This window comes from Streptomyces sp. NBC_00009 (genome assembly GCF_045040855.1).
Classification (GTDB): Bacteria; Actinomycetota; Actinomycetes; order Streptomycetales; family Streptomycetaceae; genus Streptomyces; species Streptomyces aureus.
In genome coordinates this window covers 4,385,018-4,400,588 of sequence record NZ_CP108312.1, presented here as the reverse complement: position 1 = coordinate 4,400,588, position 15,571 = coordinate 4,385,018, and the positions used below count along the sequence as shown (strand labels likewise).

Here is a 15,571-nt window from a genome sequence, read left to right as displayed (position 1 = left end):
GTCATGGGCCTCACATCCGGAACACGCCGAATCCACCGCGCGCGCCCTCCACGGGCGCCGTGTGGATCGCGGACAGGCACAGGCCGAGCACGGTCCGGGTGTCGCGCGGGTCGATGACCCCGTCGTCGTACAGCCGCCCGGAAAGGAACATCGGCAGGGACTCGGACTCGATCTGCTGCTCCACCATGGCCCGCAGCGCGGCGTCCGCCTCGTCGTCATACGGCTGCCCCTTGGCAGCGGCGGACTGGCGGGCCACGATCGACAGGACACCGGCGAGCTGCTGCGGCCCCATCACGGCCGACTTGGCGCTCGGCCAGGCGAACAGGAAGCGGGGGTCGAAAGCCCGCCCGCACATCCCGTAGTGCCCGGCGCCGTAGGAGGCGCCCATGAGGACGGACAGGTGCGGCACACAGCTGTTGCTGACGGCGTTGATCATCATCGAGCCGTGCTTGATGATGCCGCCCTGCTCGTACTCCTTGCCGACCATGTAGCCCGTGGTGTTGTGCAGGAACAGGAGGGGGATGTCGCGCTGGTTGGCGAGCTGGATGAACTGGGCGGCCTTCTGCGACTCCTCGCTGAACAGGACCCCCTGCGCGTTGGCGAGGATGCCGACCGGATAGCCGTGCAGCGACGCCCAGCCGGTCGTGAGGCTCGACCCGTACAGCGGCTTGAACTCGTCGAAGTCGGAGCCGTCCACGATCCGCGCGATGACCTCGCGCGGATCGAAGGGGACCTTGAGGTCACCGGGCACGATGCCGAGGAGCTCGTCGCTGTCGTACTTGGGCGGCTCCGCAAGCTGTGGATCCCCGTACGCCTTGCGGTGGTTGAGGCGGGCGACGACGCGGCGGGCCTGCCGGATCGCGTCCCGCTCGTCGAGCGCGAAGTAGTCGGCGAGCCCGGACGTACGGGCGTGCATCTCGGCACCGCCGAGCGACTCGTCGTCGCTCTCCTCGCCGGTCGCCATCTTCACCAGGGGCGGCCCGCCGAGGAAGACCTTCGCCCGCTCCTTGACCATGATCACGTGGTCGGACATGCCGGGGATGTACGCGCCGCCGGCGGTGGAGTTGCCGAAGACGACGGCGACGGTGGGGATCCCGGCGGCGGAGAGGCGCGTGATGTCGCGGAAGATGCCGCCGCCCGGGATGAAGATCTCCTTCTGGGACGGCAGGTCGGCGCCGCCGGACTCGACGAGGCTGATGCAGGGCAGCCGGTTGGCGAACGCGATCTCGTTGGCGCGCAGGGCCTTCTTCAGGGACCACGGGTTACTGGCTCCGCCGCGCACCGTCGGATCGTTCGCGGTGACCAGGCACTCGACGCCCTCGACGACCCCGATGCCGGTGACGAGGGAGGCGCCGACGGTGTAGTCACTGCCCCAGGCCGCGAGGGGGGAGAGTTCGAGGAAGGGAGTATCGGGGTCGAGGAGCAGCTCGATACGTTCGCGGGCGAGCAACTTGCCGCGCTTGCGGTGCCGTTGGACGTACTTCTCACCACCGCCCGCGAGCGCCTTGGCGTGCTCGGCGTCGAGCGCGTCGAGCTTGCCGAGCATGGCCTCGCGGTGAGCGGCGAAGTCGGCACCGCCGACGTCCAGGGCCGAGGCGAGAACGGTCACAGGAGCACCTCCGGTATGTCCAGATGACGGGAGCGCAGCCACTCGCCGAGCCCCTTGGCCTGAGGATCGAAACGGTGCTGGGAGGCGACGCCCTGACCGAGGAGGCCGGTGATGGTGAAGTTGAGGGCGCGGAGGTTGGGCAGCACGTGCCGGACAACTGTCAGATGACGACTTTCAGATATCAGACTCTGAAATCTGTCAGCTGTCAGTTCATGGACGAGCCACCGCCATGCCTCATCCCCGGCTCCGGCTCCGGCTCCGGCTCCGGCTCCGGCTCCGGCTCCGGCTCCGGCTCCGGCCCAGTCACCGTCCAAGCCCTCGCTCCCGCTCACCCACACCCCCACATTCGCGTCCCCGCCCTTGTCGCCGCTGCGGGCGCCCGCGACGAGGCCGAGGGGGGCGCGCCGGGTGGGGCCGGGTGGCAGAGGTGCGGGCAGGGGTGGTTCTTCCACGTCCGTCAGCGCGCGTGTAGGGCCGTCGTACGTGATCAACTTCCGCTCACCGTCCGGCAGTACGGCCACGTGTTCGACGTCAGCCCGGTCCGCGTACGCCGCCTCGAACACCCCATACGGCGCGCCCTTGCCCGGCGGGGCCGTCACGTGGAAGCCGGGGTAGCTGCCGAGGGCCAGCTCGATCGCGGCGCTGCTGAGGGTGCGGCCCACCGCGTCCGCGTCGCCGTCCCGGACGACGAGCCGCAGCAGCGCGCTCGCGGTCTCCTCGGTGTCCGCGTCCGCCCGATCCGTGCGCGCCAGCTCCCACGTCACCTGCGCGGGGCGGGACTTGGCACGGTCGAACGCCTCGTCCATCTGCTCCCGTACGAGCGCCGCCTTGGCCTCGATGTCGAGACCGGTCAGCACGAACACGACCTCGTTGCGGAAGCCGCCGAGCCGGTTGAGGCCGACCTTGAGGGTGGGGGGCGGGGCCTCGCCGCGTACTCCGTCGACGCGGACGCGGTCCGGGGCCTCCTGCGTGAGCCGTACGGTGTCCAGCCTCGCCGTCACGTCGGGTCCGGCGTACCGGGCGCCGCCGGTCTCGTAGAGGAGCTGTTCCGTCACCGTCCCCACGGTCACGAGCCCGCCCGTGCCGGGGTGCTTGGTGATGACGCAGGAGCCGTCCGCGTGGAGTTCGGCGAGGGGGAAGCCGGGGCGCCGCAGGTCGCGGGCCCGCCCGGCGAAGCGGGAGTAGTTGCCGCCCGTCGCCTGGGTCCCGCACTCCAGGATGTGCCCGGCGACGACGGCCCCCGCGAGCCGGTCGTACGCGTCCTGCTCCCACCCGAAGCGCCAGGCCGCGGGCCCGGTGACCAGGGCGGCGTCGGTGACGCGGCCGGTGACCACGATGTCGGCGCCGGCGGCGAGACAGGCGGTGATCCCGGCGCCGCCGAGGTAGGCGTTGGCGGTGAGGGCGCCCGGGAAGCGCCCACCCGGGGAGAGGTCGTCGCCCTCGACGTGCGCCACGCACGCGTGGAGGCCGAGCCGGTCCGCCAACTCCCGTACGGCGTCGGCGAGTCCGGCCGGGTTGAGCCCGCCCGCGTTCGCGACGATCCGCACGCCCCGGTCGAGCGCCGGGCCGAGGGTCTCCTCCAGCTGGCGCAGGAACGTGCGGGCGTAGCCGCGTGCGGGGTCCTTCAGGCGGTCGCGGCCCAGGATGAGCATGGTCAGTTCGGCGAGGTAGTCGCCGGTCAGGACGTCGAGGGGGCCGTCTTCGAGCATCTCGCGCAGGGCGTCGAAGCGGTCGCCGTAGAAGCCGGAGGCGTTGCCTATGCGCAGTACGTCCTCGGTCACCGCCCGGCCCCCTTCGCCTCACGCCCCGGTCCCGGCGGTCCCGCGAAGGCCTGGGCGATGTCCAGCCACCGGTCGGCGTCGGCGCCTTCGGCCCGTACGTCGACGTCGTCGCGGTGCGCCCGCTGCGTCACCAGCAGGCAGAAGTCGAGCCCGGATCCCGTCACGCGCTGCGCCGCGTCCTCGGGCCCGTACGTCCACAGGTCGCCGGAGGGGGCGGTCAGTTCGACGCGGAACTCCTCGGCGGGCGGGGTCTGCCCGCGTACGGCGAAGGCGAAGTCGCGGGCCCGGATCCCGATGCGGGCCACATGCCGCAGCCGGTCGCTGGGCCCCCGTTCGACGCCCAGCGCGTCGGCCACGTCCTGTCCGTGGGCCCAGGTCTCCATGAGGCGTCCCGTCGCCATGGAGGCGGCCGACATGGGTGGCCCGTACCAGGGGAAACGCGTTCCCGCGGGGGCGGCGACCAGGGCCCGGAGCAGTTCCTCGCGGCCCGCGCGCCAGCGGGCGAGCAGTTCGGCGGGCGGCAGCGCGGCGCCCTCCTCCGCCCCCGCGTCGACGAAGGCGTCGGGCGCGGCGACGGCGTCCCGCACGAGGGCGGCGAACGCGTCTGCGTCCGTGACGGCGAGCAGGGCGGAGTGGTCGGTCCAGGCCAGATGCGCGATCTGGTGGGCCACGCTCCAGCCGGGGGCCGGCGTGGCGAGGGCCCATCGGTCCTCGCTCAACTCACTGACGATCCGGTCGAGTTCGGCGCTCTCACTGCGCAGATCCTCGAGCACGGCCAACGGGTCGGACACGATGCGCTCCCCTCAGGGCACGACGGCGTGCCCCGGAGCATGGCAGTGCCCGGAGAAACAATCAAGCGTGCTTGTATGAAAATTGGCCAGGGGGTGGCGATGCAAAACGGGTGCGGCGGACGTCGGGGGCTCTGCTCAGCCCTCCACCGACGTCCGCCGCACCCGCACGTCAACCAGCCTGACGCTCGGCCTACTTCGGCCTGCTCCGACCTACTTGGTCTCCGGCGCGGGCACTCTCTTGGCCTCCGGCGCGGGCACCTTCTTCGCCTCCGGCGCGGGCACCTTCTTGGCCTGCGGCTCGGGCATCTTCGCCCGCCCCCGGCCCACCTGTGTGCGCACCGCGCCGATGCTGGCCGCGATGACCAGGGCGATCGCCAGGGCGCCGAGGGCGGACATGGCCTGGTCGAGGATGAGGAATCCGGCGAGCGCGGCGATGGCCGGTTCGAGACTCATCATGACCGCGAAGGTGGACGCGGGCATGCGGCGCAGCGCGAGGAGTTCGAGGGTGTACGGGAGGACCGAGGACATGACGGCGACGGCCGCGCCGAGGGCCAGCGTCGTCGGCACGACGAGCTTCGAGCCGGACTCCGCGATGCCGAGCGGCAGGCAGAGCACGGCCGCGACCGCCATCGCGAGGGCGAGCCCGTCCGCCTGCGGGAACCTGCGCCCCGTACGGGCGCTGAAGATGATGTACGCCGCCCACATGCCGCCCGCCGAGACGGCGAAGGCTGCGCCGACCAGGTCGAGTCCGCCGAAGCCGCCCCCGCCGAGGAGGAAGACGCCGCAGAGCGCGAGGCCGGCCCAGACGGCGTTGACCAGGCGGCGGGAGGCGAAGACCGACAGGGCGAGCGGGCCGAGCACCTCCAGGGTGACGGCCGGGCCCAGGGGGATCCGCTCCACCGCCTGGTAGAAGAGCATGTTCATGCCGCCCATGGCGACGCCGAAGGCGACGACGGTGCCCCAGTCGGCGCGCGAGTGGCCGCGCAGCTTCGGCCGGCACACGATGAGCAGCACGATCGCGGCGAACAAGAGCCGCAGGGTGACCACGCCGACCGCACCGGCGCGTGGCATCAGAGTGACCGCGACGGCCGCGCCGAACTGCACCGACACACAGCCGCCGAGCACGAGTCCGACCGGGCCGAGCGCGCCCCAGCGGGAGCCGTTCAATGCGGCGCCCTCGGGTGCGGCGGGAGCGCCCGCCACCTCCGGCTGCGCCACCGCGGCCTCCGGCTGCACCAGTGCGGCGGCCGCCGCGTCGGCGCCGGTCGCCGCCCGGTCGGTCCGTGAGACGTTCACGTCTGAGCCTTCCCTTTCACCGCCACCCCGCCACAGTTCAATAGGGTGGACTTCACCGTCCAAGGTAGTACACCACGTCATGATCGTGGACCCCTTTTACGGCTGACGTTCCAGCGCCTGCACGTGCAGCGCGACGCAAGCCCTCCTGCCACGCTAAGACCGCCGCGCACGGTCCGTGAAATGCCGACTGTGCTCCCGTTATGCTCCGCAGGCATGAGCGGTCCGTATGCCCTCCACTCGCTGGAGCTGCGCCATCTGCGCTGCTTCCTCGCCATCGCCGAGGAGGGCAACGTCACACGCGCCGCCGCCCGACTCCGCCTCACCCAGCCCGCCGTCTCGCGCACCCTCGCGACCCTCGAGGACGCGCTCGGCGTACGGCTCGTCGACCGCTCCACCCACCACCTCGCCCTGACCGCCGAAGGGCGCGCGTTCCAGGAGAGCGCGGCGGCCGCCGTCGCCGCGTTCGAGGACGCCCTGGACTCCGTCCGCGCCGTGCGGCGCCCGCTGCGGCTCGGGCACGCCTGGTCGGCGGTGGGCCCGTACACCACGCCCCTGCTGCGGCGCTGGCGCGAGCGGTACCCCGACGTGCCGCTCGAACTCCTGCGCATCGACGACCGCACGGCCGGACTGACCCGCGGCGCCGTCGACGTCGCGCTGCTGCGCGGGCCCGTGGACGCGCCGGGCCTGGTCACCGAGCTCCTGCACACGGAGAGCCGGGTCGCGGCCGTACCGTCCGACAGCCCCCTCGCCGCGCGCGGCACGCTCACCCTCGCCGACCTCTCCGGCCACACCATCGCCGTGAACACCGTCTCCGGCACCACCGCCCTCGACCTCTGGCCGCCCGCCGCCCGGCCCACCGCGACGATCACCGTGGCGAACACGGACGACTGGCTCGCGGCCATCGCGGCCGACCGCGCGGTGGGCGTCACGACGACGGCCACTCCCGGCATGCACCCGCACCCGGGCGTCGTCTACGTCCCGCTGACCGACGCCCCCGACCTGCCCGTCGTCCTCGCCTGGCGCGACGGACCACGCCACCCTGCCGTACGGGACCTGGTCGAACTCGCCCATGAAGTCGTGCCGTCCGACGGAACGCGCCCTACGGAGTGACGCAGGAGGTCGTGCCGTCCGACGGAACGCGCCCTACGGAGTGATCCCCAGCGCCTCCGCGAGGACCTCCGCCAGGTGCCGCCCCGGCCGGCCCCCTTCCCGCTCCAGCTGCTCCAGCTGCGTGCGGCACGAGAAGCCGTCCGCGAGGACCACCGCCCCGTCGTCGGCGGCGCGGACGGCCGGCAGAAGCTGCTCCTCCGCGCAGGCCACCGACACGTCGTAATGCCCCTCCTCGAAGCCGAAGTTGCCCGCGAGGCCGCAGCAGCCGCCGCTCAACTCGCCCTCCAGGCCCGCCCGTTCGCGCAGGCGGCGCTCGGCGGCGTCGCCGAGGACCGCGTGCTGGTGGCAGTGGGTCTGGCCGACGGCGGGGCGGTCGACACGGGGCGGGTCCCAGTGCGGGGCGAACCGCTCCAGGGCCTCGGCGAACGTGAGGACCGAGTCGGCGAGGAGCCGGGCGCGCGGCTCGTCCGGCAGCAGCTCCGGCAGGTCGGTGCGCAGCGCGGCGGCACAGCTCGGCTCCAGGACGACGACGGGCAGGCCCGAGCCGATGACCGGCCGCATCAGGTCGAGGGTGCGGTGCAGGACGGCGCGGGCGCGGTCGAGCTGGCCCGTGGAGACGTAGGTGAGGCCGCAGCAGACGCGGCCGCGGCGCGACGGGAGGAGCCCGGCGACCGCCGCGAGACCGTCCGGCCTGTAGTCGAAGACACGCGTCGGGGGCAGCAGGACGGAGAGCCCCGCCTCTTCGAGGACCCGCACGGCGGCCCGTCCGACCTGCGGCGCGAGGTGCTCCGTGAACGTGTCCGGCCACAGGACCACCTCGGGCCCGTCGCCGCCGAACCGTGCCGCACCGCCCCGCCGGGCCACTTGCACCCTTCGCCGCAGATCCCGCCGCCACCACGCGCTGAACGTCTCGGGGGCCACCCGCGGAATCCTCCGCTCCGAGGCGATCCCGCCGAGCCGCTTGCCGAGAGCGGCCAACGGCCCCACCCGCGCGAGGGTGTTGACGACGCCCGCCGCGCGCGCGTGCTGCACGAGCCGCAGCCAGCGCGGCAGCCACCCCATGGAGTAGTGCGCCGCGGGCCGCCTGCGGCCTTCGTAGTGGTGGTGCAGGAACTCCGCCTTGTACGTGGCCATGTCGACGCCGACCGGACAGTCCGTACGGCACCCCTTGCACGACAGGCACAGGTCGAGCGCGTCCCGTACCTCCGTGGACTGCCAGCCGTCTGTGACCACCTCGCCGGCGAGCATCTCGTGCAGCAGGCGCGCGCGCCCGCGCGTGGAGTGCGCCTCCTCGCCGGTCACCCGGAACGACGGGCACATGACGCCACCTGAAGGGGCCGATTCCGTACGGCACTTGGCGACGCCCACGCAGCGGCGTACGGCGGCGGAGAAGTCGCCGCCGTCGTGCGGGTAGGCGAACTCGACGTCGACGGGGCCGCGCGGCAGTACGGCGAAGCGCAGGTTCTCGTCGAGGCGGGCGGGGCGCACGAGGACCCCGGGATTGAGGAGGCCGTCCGGGTCCCACACGTCCTTGATCCGCCCGAAGAGGTCCACCAGCTCGGGCCCGTACATCTTCGGCAGGAGTTCGGCGCGGGCCTGTCCGTCGCCGTGCTCCCCGGACAGCGATCCGCCGTGCGCGACGACGAGTTCGGCGAGATCCTCTGAGAAGTGCCGGAAGCGCCGCACGCCGGTCTCGCTGAGCAGGTCGAAGTCGATGCGTACGTGGATGCAGCCGTCACCGAAGTGTCCGTACGGGGTGCCGCGCAGGCCGTGCTGCGACAGGAGCCCCCGGAAGTCCCGCAGATACGGGCCGAGGCGGGCGGGCGGCACGGCACAGTCCTCCCAGCCGGGCCACGCCTCGGTGCCGTCGGGCATGCGGGTCGCGGTACCGGAGGCGTCCTCGCGGATGCGCCACAGGGCGCGCTGGCCCGCGGGGTCGTCGACGATGAGGGAGTCCGTGGTGCCGTCGGCCGCGGCCCGCACGATCGCCTCGGCGTGCGCGCGTGCCTGGGCCACAGTGTCGCCGCCGGTCTCGACGAACAGCCAGGCACCGCCCTTCGGCAGGCCGGCCTGTTCCCGTACGAGGTCGGCGGCCATGCCCTCCACGGTGAGCGGCCTGTGCGGCAGGAGCCCCGCGGCGGCCTCGGCGGCGGCGCTCTCGTCGGCGTAGGCGAGCACCGCGAGGGCACGCGCGCGTGGCGCCTCGACGAGCCGGACGGTCGCCTCGGTGACGATGCCGAGGGTGCCTTCGGTGCCGCAGAGGAAACGGGCGAGGTCGACACCGTTCTCGGGAAGCAGGGCGTCGGCGGCGTACCCGGAGATGCGGCGGGGCAGGTCGGGGAATCCGGTGCGCAGGAGCGCCAACTCGCCCTCGATCAGCGGGCGGAGGGCGTCGGGGGCGCCTTGCCAGCCACGGGCCAGGGTGTGCTGACGAATATCACCGTTGGATTGACAGATAACAGATGACAGAGAACAGATATTGTCAGCTGTCGTTCCATAGGCCACCGAATGCGACCCGCACGAGTTGTTCCCGATCATCCCGCCGAGCGTGCACCGACTGTGCGTGGACGGGTCGGGCCCGAACCGCAAACCGTGCGGCGCGCCCGCTTCCTGAAGCCGGTCGAGCACAACTCCCGGCTGCACCATGGCAGTTCGCGTGTCCGGATCAACGTCCATAATCCGGTTCATGTGCCGCGTGAAGTCCATGACGACGCCCGTCCCGGTCGCCTGCCCGGCGATCGACGTACCGCCCCCGCGCGCCACGACCGGCACCCCGTGCTCCCGGCAGACCGCGAGCACGGCCGCCACGTCCTCGGCGTCGCGCGGCGCCACGACGCCGACGGGAACTCTCCGGTAGTTCGACGCGTCCATGGTCATCAGGGCCCGCGCGGCCGCGGAGAAGTCGACCTCCCCGCGCACGACGCCGCGCAACGCCCTCGCGATACCTTCCGGGTCCTGGTTTCCCACGGTGGCAGCCATGTCCCCCAGCATGCATCTCCCTCGGGAACGACAACAGTTCGCCACGACAGGAGCAATTCCCATGCCCCGCATAGCCCTCGACCCGTTCGTCACCGACCTTGACGCCGAGAGCGCCGCATTGCGCGCCGCGGGACCCCTCGCCGAGGCCGAGCTGCCGGGCGGCGTACCCGTATGGGCCGTCACGCACCACGCGGAGGCACGTCAACTCCTCACGGACCGGCGCCTGGTGAAGGACATCGAGGTGTGGGACGCGTGGCGGCGCGGCGAGATCCCGGCCGACTGGCCGCTCATCGGGCTCGCCAACCCCGGCCGTTCCATGCTGACGGTCGACGGCGAGGACCACCGCAGACTGCGCACGCTCGTCGCGCAGGCCCTCACGCCCCGCCGGGTGGAGCTGATGCGCGACCGGATCGCGCGGCGCACCGGGGAACTCCTGGACGCCCTGCCCAAGGACGGCACCACCGTCGACCTCAAGGCCGCGTTCGCCTACCCCCTCCCCATGTACGTGATCGCCGACCTGATGGGCATCGACGACTCGGCGCTGCCCCGCCTGAAGGCCCTGTTCGAGAAGTTCTTCTCGACGCAGACCCCGCCGGCGGAGGTCGTCGCGACACTGACGGAGCTGGCCGGGATCATGGCGGCCACGGTCGCGGCCCGGCGCGCCGAGCCCGGCGACGACCTGACGAGCGCGCTGATCCTGGCGGCGGGCGACGACGGCGACCGGCTCACCGACGAGGAGATCGTCTCCACACTCCAGCTCATGGTCGCGGCGGGCCACGAGACGACGATCTCGCTGATCGTCAACGCCGTGGTGAACCTGTCCGCCCACCCCGAGCAGCTCGCCCAGGTCCTCTCCGGTGAGGTGCCGTGGGAGGCCGTGGTCGAGGAGACGCTGCGCTACTCCACACCGACGTCGCACGTCCTGATCCGCTTCGCCGCCGAGGACATACCGGTCGGCGACAAGGTGATCGCGAAGGGCGACGCGCTGATCGTGTCGTACGGGGCGATCGGCCGGGACGAGGCCGCCCACGGCCCCAGCGCGGGTGACTTCGACATCTCACGCGACTCCCCGAACCGCCACATCTCGTTCGGCCACGGCCCGCACGTGTGCCCGGGCGCGGCGCTCTCCCGCCTGGAGGCGGCGGTGGCGCTGCCCGCGCTGTACGCCCGCTTCCCCGAGCTCACCCTCGCCGTCCCGCCCACGGCCCTGCGCCACAAGCCGGTGGTGACCCAGAACGACCTGTTCGAACTGCCGGTACGGCTGTTCGGCTGACTCGACGCGCCGGAGCGCCGTCCCAGCCCCTTGTGGGTCCCCCCGGACGGAGTCTTGGGGAGTTTGAGGAGCGGGGTCCGGGGCGGAGCCCCGCAACGTCCGCCCCGGGTGGGGCAACGGTCTCAGCCGACGGACACCGGTAAGACGGCGTGCCCTGAGCCGCTAGGCTCGCCCCGTGGCTGAGATCCAGATTCCCGCTGACATCAAGCCCGCCGACGGACGTTTCGGCGCGGGCCCCTCCAAGGTGCGTACGGAGGCGCTGGACGCCCTGGCCGCCACCGGCACGTCCCTGCTCGGCACCTCCCATCGCCAGGCCCCGGTCAAGAACCTGGTCGGCCGGGTGCGCGAAGGGGTCAAGGACCTCTTCCAGCTCCCCGAGGGCTACGAGGTGATCCTGGGCAACGGCGGCTCCACCGCCTTCTGGGACGTGGCGACCCACGGCCTGATCGAGAACAAGTCGCAGCACCTGAACTTCGGCGAGTTCTCGTCCAAGTTCGCGAAGGCCTCGAAGCTGGCCCCGTGGCTGGCCGAGCCGACCGTGATCAGCTCCGAGCCCGGCACGCACCCCGAGCCGCAGGCCGAGGCGGGCGTCGACGCGTACGGCCTCACGCACAACGAGACCTCCACCGGTGTCGCCGCCCCGATCAAGCGCGTGGCGGGTGCCGACGAGGGCGCCCTCGTCCTGGTGGACGCGACCTCCGGCGCCGGCGGCCTGCCCGTCGACATCGCCGAGACGGACGTCTACTACTTCGCCCCGCAGAAGTCGTTCGCCTCGGACGGCGGCCTGTGGCTGGCGGCGTTCTCGCCGGCCGCCCTGGAGCGCGCCGAGCGCATCCACGCGTCGGGCCGCCACGTCCCGGAGTTCTTCTCGCTGCCGACGGCGATCGACAACTCCCGCAAGAACCAGACGTACAACACCCCGGCGCTCGCGACGCTGTTCCTGCTCGGTGAGCAGCTGGAGTGGATGAACAGCCAGGGCGGTCTGGCCTGGACGACGGCCCGCACCAAGGACTCCTCGACGCGCCTGTACGGCTGGGCCGAGGACTCGAAGTACGCGACGCCGTTCGTCACGGACGCGGCGAAGCGTTCGCAGGTCATCGGCACGATCGACTTCTCGGACGAGATCGACGCGGCCGCGGTCGCCAAGGTGCTGCGTGCCAACGGCATCGTCGACACGGAGCCGTACCGCAAGCTGGGCCGCAACCAGCTGCGCATCGCGATGTTCCCGGCGATCGACCCGGCGGACGTCGAGGCGCTGACGAAGTGCATCGACTACGTGATCGAAAAGCTCTAGTCGCACCGGTTCTACGAGGATGGGGCGCCCGGCACTTCCGCCGGGCGCCCCATCGGCGTAGAGGGTGACAGAACGCCCGCGGAGTGCCTCCACGGAGGTATGACGGCTGAACCGACGAGCCCAGTGCTCGCACCCCTGGTCAAGCAGTACGCGGTCCTGCTCACGTCGCACAAGAAGGACGGCACGGGCGTCGGCACCCCCGTGAACCTCGTCGTCGAGGGTGACCACGCGTACTTCCGCACCTACAAGGCGTGGAAGGTCAGGCGCATGCGCAACAACCCCGAGGTGGAGATCGCCCCCTCGACCGTGCGCGGCGCCCCCACGGGCTCCGAGTTCAAGGCCCGGGTCCGGCTCCTCGACGAGGACGGCGAGGAGGCGAAGCACGCGGCGAAGCTCCTCCGCCACAAGCACCCGGTGATGCACGGCGTCGCGGTCCCGCTGGCGCACAAGGTGCAGCGGGACAGGACGCTGCACTACGAGGTACGGGTCCTCGAGGAGTGACCGTCGGCGCGTAGCGATCGGCGAGTGACAGCCCGGCCGCCCCGGGTGCGCTACTTCTTCGGCCGCCTCAGCAGCCGCCCGATCCCGAAGACGGCGATGACCACGACGACGAGCCCGACCGCGCTCGCGCTGAGGCCCGTGTCGATGGGTCCGTCGCCCGAATCACCGCTTCCCGAGGGCGACTTCGAGTCACCGCCGGATCCGTCGCCGACCTGCACGGGCTCCACCGAACTGCCCCGGCCCTCGCTCCCGTAGAGCAGCTTCTTCCCGTCGGCGGTGTACGTGACGGACTCGCCCTGCGGCTGCATCGGCACGTTCAACTGCCCCTCACGCTCGGGCTTGCCGTCTTTCCAGGCGTACGAGATCCCGCCGAAGTAGCCGCGCAGGGCGAGGTGCTTGCCGTCGGGCGAGAACGCGCCGTCCGTCACCCACAGGTCGATGCCAGAGATGCGACGGAAGACGTTCGTGCCCGAGGCGGACAGGTTCTGGGGGCCTTCGTAGAGGCCGCCGCCGTCCTCGTTCTTCTCGGCGATGTAGACGCGTCCGGTCTTCGGATGGACCATCAGCGCCTCGGCGTTGCGGGGCCCGTCGGCGTACTGCACGGTGAACTGCGTCGCCCGCACGGTCTGGTCGCGCAGTTCCTTCGGCTCCGGCAGCTTGTAGATCCACACGTGGGACCACTTGCCGCCGAGGTTGTCACCGATGTCGCCGACGTAGAGGTTGTCGTCGGGGCCGACGGAGATGGCCTCGACGTCGCGCGGGGCGCCGACGCCGGTCAGGGTGAGGGTGGCGACGGTTTCGCCGGTCCTGCCGTCGATCGCGTACAGGTACGCGCCGTCGCTGCTGTCGTTGTGGGTCCAGTAGATGCCCGGGTGGATCCGGGACGCGGCGAGGCCGCTGGACTCGGTGATGCGGGGGTCCTCGATGGTGAACCCGTCGCTGCCGGGGTCGTCCGCCACGGCGGGAGCGGTGGCACCGAACGCGAGAACGACGGCGGCTCCGGCCGCACCCAGAAACGAACGCATGCCCCCAGCTTGCCAGGGCGTGCTCAGCGTCACACACTCCGCCCGCCCGCGATCCGCGATGATGAGCGGATGCTCAGGTTCACTTTCGTCGGCGACTCGATGACGATAGGCAGCGCGGGCGAACTCACCTGGCGTTACCGGATGTGGCAGCATCTGCGGGCCGCGTACGGCGACGGCGCGTTCGAGATCGCCGGGCCGCGCGAGACGCTCTACGACAAGACGGCGAACGCCGCGGTGTCGCACGACTACGCGGACGCGGACCCCGCTTTCCCACGCGCCCACCTCGCGGGCTGGGGCGAGGGCTGGCTGCACATGGCGCCCGTCATCGAGGAGGCGGTCGCGCTCGCCCGCACCGACGTCCTGCTCATCTCGCTCGGCCTGATCGATCTCGGCTTCTACACGAACGCGGAGCAGACCGCGCAGAACATGCGCCGCTTCGTCGCCGGGGCCCGCGCCGCGAACCCGCGGGTGCGGATGGTCCTGCTGCCGGTCATCCCGAACGTGCGCGCCGAGACGGACGCGCCGTTCGCCGCGGAGGTCGCCCACTTCAACACGCTCCTCGCGAAGGCGGTCGCCGACCTCGACTCGGGCCGCTCCCCCCTGCTCCTCGCGTCGGTGCCGGAGTCGTACGACATCCACGTGGACACGTACGACGGCACGCACCCGAACGCGAGCGGTGAGCGCAAGCTCGCGGACACGTTCGCGCGTGCGATGCGGCAGGCGTGGGGTCCGCTGAACGCCCGGCCCGGGGGCCTTGCCTAGAGTCCACTCCACGCCGTTGGCTGGGGACTCATGAAGTACACGCAGCTCGGACGCACAGGACTCAAGGTCAGCCGGCTCGTTCTCGGCACGATGAACTTCGGTCCGCAGACCGACGAGGCCGACAGCCACGCGATCATGGACACGGCGCTGGCCTCGGGGATCAACTACTTCGACACCGCCAACGTCTACGGCTGGGGCGAGAACAAGGGCCGTACCGAGGAGATCATCGGCAGCTGGTTCGCCCAGGGCGGCGACCGGCGGGACAAGACGGTCCTGGCCACGAAGGTCTACGGGAACATGGCCGGCGAGGGCACCAATTCCCCCTGGCCCAACCACGACAAGCTCTCCGCGGTCAACATCCGCCGCGCCGTCGAGGCCAGCCTCAAGCGGCTGGGGACGGACTACATCGACATCTACCAGTTCCACCACGTCGACCGCGAGACCCCCTTCGAGGAGATCTGGCAGGCCGTCGACGTCCTGATCCAGCAGGGCAAGATCCTGTACGCCGGATCGTCCAACTTCCCCGGCTACAAGATCGCCCAGGCCAACGAGAAGGCGGCCGCGCGCGGCACCCTCGGTCTCGTCAGCGAGCAGTGCCTCTACAACCTCGCGGAGCGCCGCGCCGAGATGGAGGTCATCCCGGCCGCGCAGGAGTACGGCCTCGGGGTCATCCCCTGGTCGCCGCTGCACGGCGGTCTGCTGGGCGGGGTCATCAAGAAGGAGGTCGAGGGCGGGCGTCGCGCGAGCGGCCGGGCCGCGGACGCGCTCGCGAACCCGGAGACGCGCGCCCAGCTCCAGGCCTACGAGGACCTTCTCGACAAGCACGGCCTCGCACCTGGCGAGGCGGCGCTGGCCTGGCTGCTGACCCGTCCCGGCGTCACCGGGCCCATCGTCGGCCCGCGCACCTCGGAACAGCTCGACTCGGCGCTGCGCGCGGTCGAGCTGGAACTGAGCGAGGAGGTCCTCACGGGCCTGGACGAGATCTTCCCGGGCCCGGGGCCGTCACCGGAGGCTTTTGCCTGGTAGAGCGGGGGCCTCGCGGTGTGAACGGCCGGGGGTCCGGGGGTCGCCCCCCGGGACGGCACAGCCCGGGCCCGGGGCCTTCACCGGAGGCTTTTGCCTGGTAGGGCGGGGGCCTCGCGCTGTGAAC

Annotated in this window: 12 protein-coding genes; 6 read left to right on the top strand and 6 right to left on the bottom strand. The window is 71.9% G+C overall.

Features of this window, described 5'->3' with window-relative positions; genetic code table 11:
- Positions 1 to 10: 10 nt before the first annotated feature.
- From OHA58_RS19980 to OHA58_RS19965, 4 genes are all read right to left on the bottom strand, one after another.
- Complete coding sequence (locus OHA58_RS19980) at positions 11 to 1,609, bottom strand: acyl-CoA carboxylase subunit beta (RefSeq protein WP_405480337.1); 1,599 nt, start codon at positions 1,607 to 1,609, stop codon at positions 11 to 13.
- Positions 1,606 to 3,390: an acyclic terpene utilization AtuA family protein gene (locus OHA58_RS19975; protein ID WP_405480336.1), complete on the bottom strand. Its 1,785-nt coding sequence runs from the start codon at positions 3,388 to 3,390 to the stop codon at positions 1,606 to 1,608. Before OHA58_RS19975 ends, OHA58_RS19980 begins: the two co-directional genes overlap by 4 nt.
- A complete protein-coding gene (locus OHA58_RS19970) occupies positions 3,387 to 4,181 on the bottom strand; it encodes a TIGR03084 family metal-binding protein (protein ID WP_405480335.1) in 795 nt (264 codons plus the stop codon). The genes OHA58_RS19975 and OHA58_RS19970 overlap by 4 nt, the downstream gene beginning before the upstream one ends.
- A gap of 210 nt (positions 4,182 to 4,391) precedes the next feature.
- The gene (locus tag OHA58_RS19965) at positions 4,392 to 5,420 is read right to left on the bottom strand and encodes an EamA family transporter (protein ID WP_405485056.1); all 1,029 of its coding nucleotides are present in this window, start codon (positions 5,418 to 5,420) and stop codon (positions 4,392 to 4,394) included.
- Positions 5,421 to 5,657: 237 nt separating this feature from the next.
- Here OHA58_RS19965 and OHA58_RS19960 point away from each other — a divergent pair, with 237 nt between their 5' ends.
- Positions 5,658 to 6,587, top strand: coding sequence for a LysR family transcriptional regulator (locus OHA58_RS19960; RefSeq protein ID WP_405480334.1), 930 nt, complete (start codon positions 5,658 to 5,660; stop codon positions 6,585 to 6,587).
- Between the two features lie 33 nt (positions 6,588 to 6,620).
- On the opposite strand, the gene OHA58_RS19955 is transcribed toward OHA58_RS19960, so the two are convergent.
- Positions 6,621 to 9,566 carry an FAD-binding and (Fe-S)-binding domain-containing protein gene (locus OHA58_RS19955; RefSeq protein WP_405480333.1) on the bottom strand — a complete coding sequence of 982 codons (2,946 nt, stop codon included), beginning with the start codon at positions 9,564 to 9,566 and terminating at the stop codon, positions 6,621 to 6,623.
- A 61-nt stretch (positions 9,567 to 9,627) separates the two neighbouring features.
- Here OHA58_RS19955 and OHA58_RS19950 point away from each other — a divergent pair, with 61 nt between their 5' ends.
- From OHA58_RS19950 to OHA58_RS19940, 3 genes are all read left to right on the top strand, one after another.
- Positions 9,628 to 10,839 carry a cytochrome P450 gene (locus tag OHA58_RS19950; RefSeq protein ID WP_405480331.1) on the top strand — a complete coding sequence of 404 codons (1,212 nt, stop codon included), beginning with the start codon at positions 9,628 to 9,630 and terminating at the stop codon, positions 10,837 to 10,839.
- Between the two features lie 175 nt (positions 10,840 to 11,014).
- A complete protein-coding gene (gene serC, locus OHA58_RS19945) occupies positions 11,015 to 12,133 on the top strand; it encodes a phosphoserine transaminase (protein ID WP_405480330.1) in 1,119 nt (372 codons plus the stop codon).
- 99 nt (positions 12,134 to 12,232) lie between these two features.
- Complete coding sequence (locus tag OHA58_RS19940; RefSeq protein WP_405480329.1) at positions 12,233 to 12,634, top strand: PPOX class F420-dependent oxidoreductase; 402 nt, start codon at positions 12,233 to 12,235, stop codon at positions 12,632 to 12,634.
- 50 nt (positions 12,635 to 12,684) lie between these two features.
- Here the strand turns inward: OHA58_RS19940 and OHA58_RS19935 are convergent, their stop codons facing one another.
- Positions 12,685 to 13,659: a WD40 repeat domain-containing protein gene (locus OHA58_RS19935; RefSeq protein WP_405480327.1), complete on the bottom strand. Its 975-nt coding sequence runs from the start codon at positions 13,657 to 13,659 to the stop codon at positions 12,685 to 12,687.
- A gap of 69 nt (positions 13,660 to 13,728) precedes the next feature.
- Between OHA58_RS19935 and OHA58_RS19930 the strand changes: the two genes are divergently transcribed.
- The gene (locus OHA58_RS19930) at positions 13,729 to 14,421 is read left to right on the top strand and encodes an SGNH/GDSL hydrolase family protein (protein WP_405480326.1); all 693 of its coding nucleotides are present in this window, start codon (positions 13,729 to 13,731) and stop codon (positions 14,419 to 14,421) included.
- Positions 14,422 to 14,451: 30 nt separating this feature from the next.
- Positions 14,452 to 15,447, top strand: coding sequence for an aldo/keto reductase (locus OHA58_RS19925; RefSeq protein ID WP_405480325.1), 996 nt, complete (start codon positions 14,452 to 14,454; stop codon positions 15,445 to 15,447).
- Positions 15,448 to 15,571 lie beyond the last annotated feature (124 nt).

What these genes read in the sequence shown, in the direction of transcription:
- OHA58_RS19955 (WP_405480333.1), bottom strand. Translation starts at nt 9,566, where the DNA reads ATGGCTGCCACCGTGGGAAACCAGGACCCGGAAGGTATCGCGAGGGCG.
- OHA58_RS19950 (WP_405480331.1), top strand. Translation starts at nt 9,628, where the DNA reads ATGCCCCGCATAGCCCTCGACCCGTTCGTCACCGACCTTGACGCCGAG.
- OHA58_RS19925 (WP_405480325.1), top strand. Translation starts at nt 14,452, where the DNA reads ATGAAGTACACGCAGCTCGGACGCACAGGACTCAAGGTCAGCCGGCTC.
- OHA58_RS19960 (WP_405480334.1), top strand. Translation starts at nt 5,658, where the DNA reads ATGCCGACTGTGCTCCCGTTATGCTCCGCAGGCATGAGCGGTCCGTAT.
- OHA58_RS19935 (WP_405480327.1), bottom strand. Translation starts at nt 13,659, where the DNA reads ATGCGTTCGTTTCTGGGTGCGGCCGGAGCCGCCGTCGTTCTCGCGTTC.
- OHA58_RS19930 (WP_405480326.1), top strand. Translation starts at nt 13,729, where the DNA reads ATGCTCAGGTTCACTTTCGTCGGCGACTCGATGACGATAGGCAGCGCG.
- OHA58_RS19940 (WP_405480329.1), top strand. Translation starts at nt 12,233, where the DNA reads ATGACGGCTGAACCGACGAGCCCAGTGCTCGCACCCCTGGTCAAGCAG.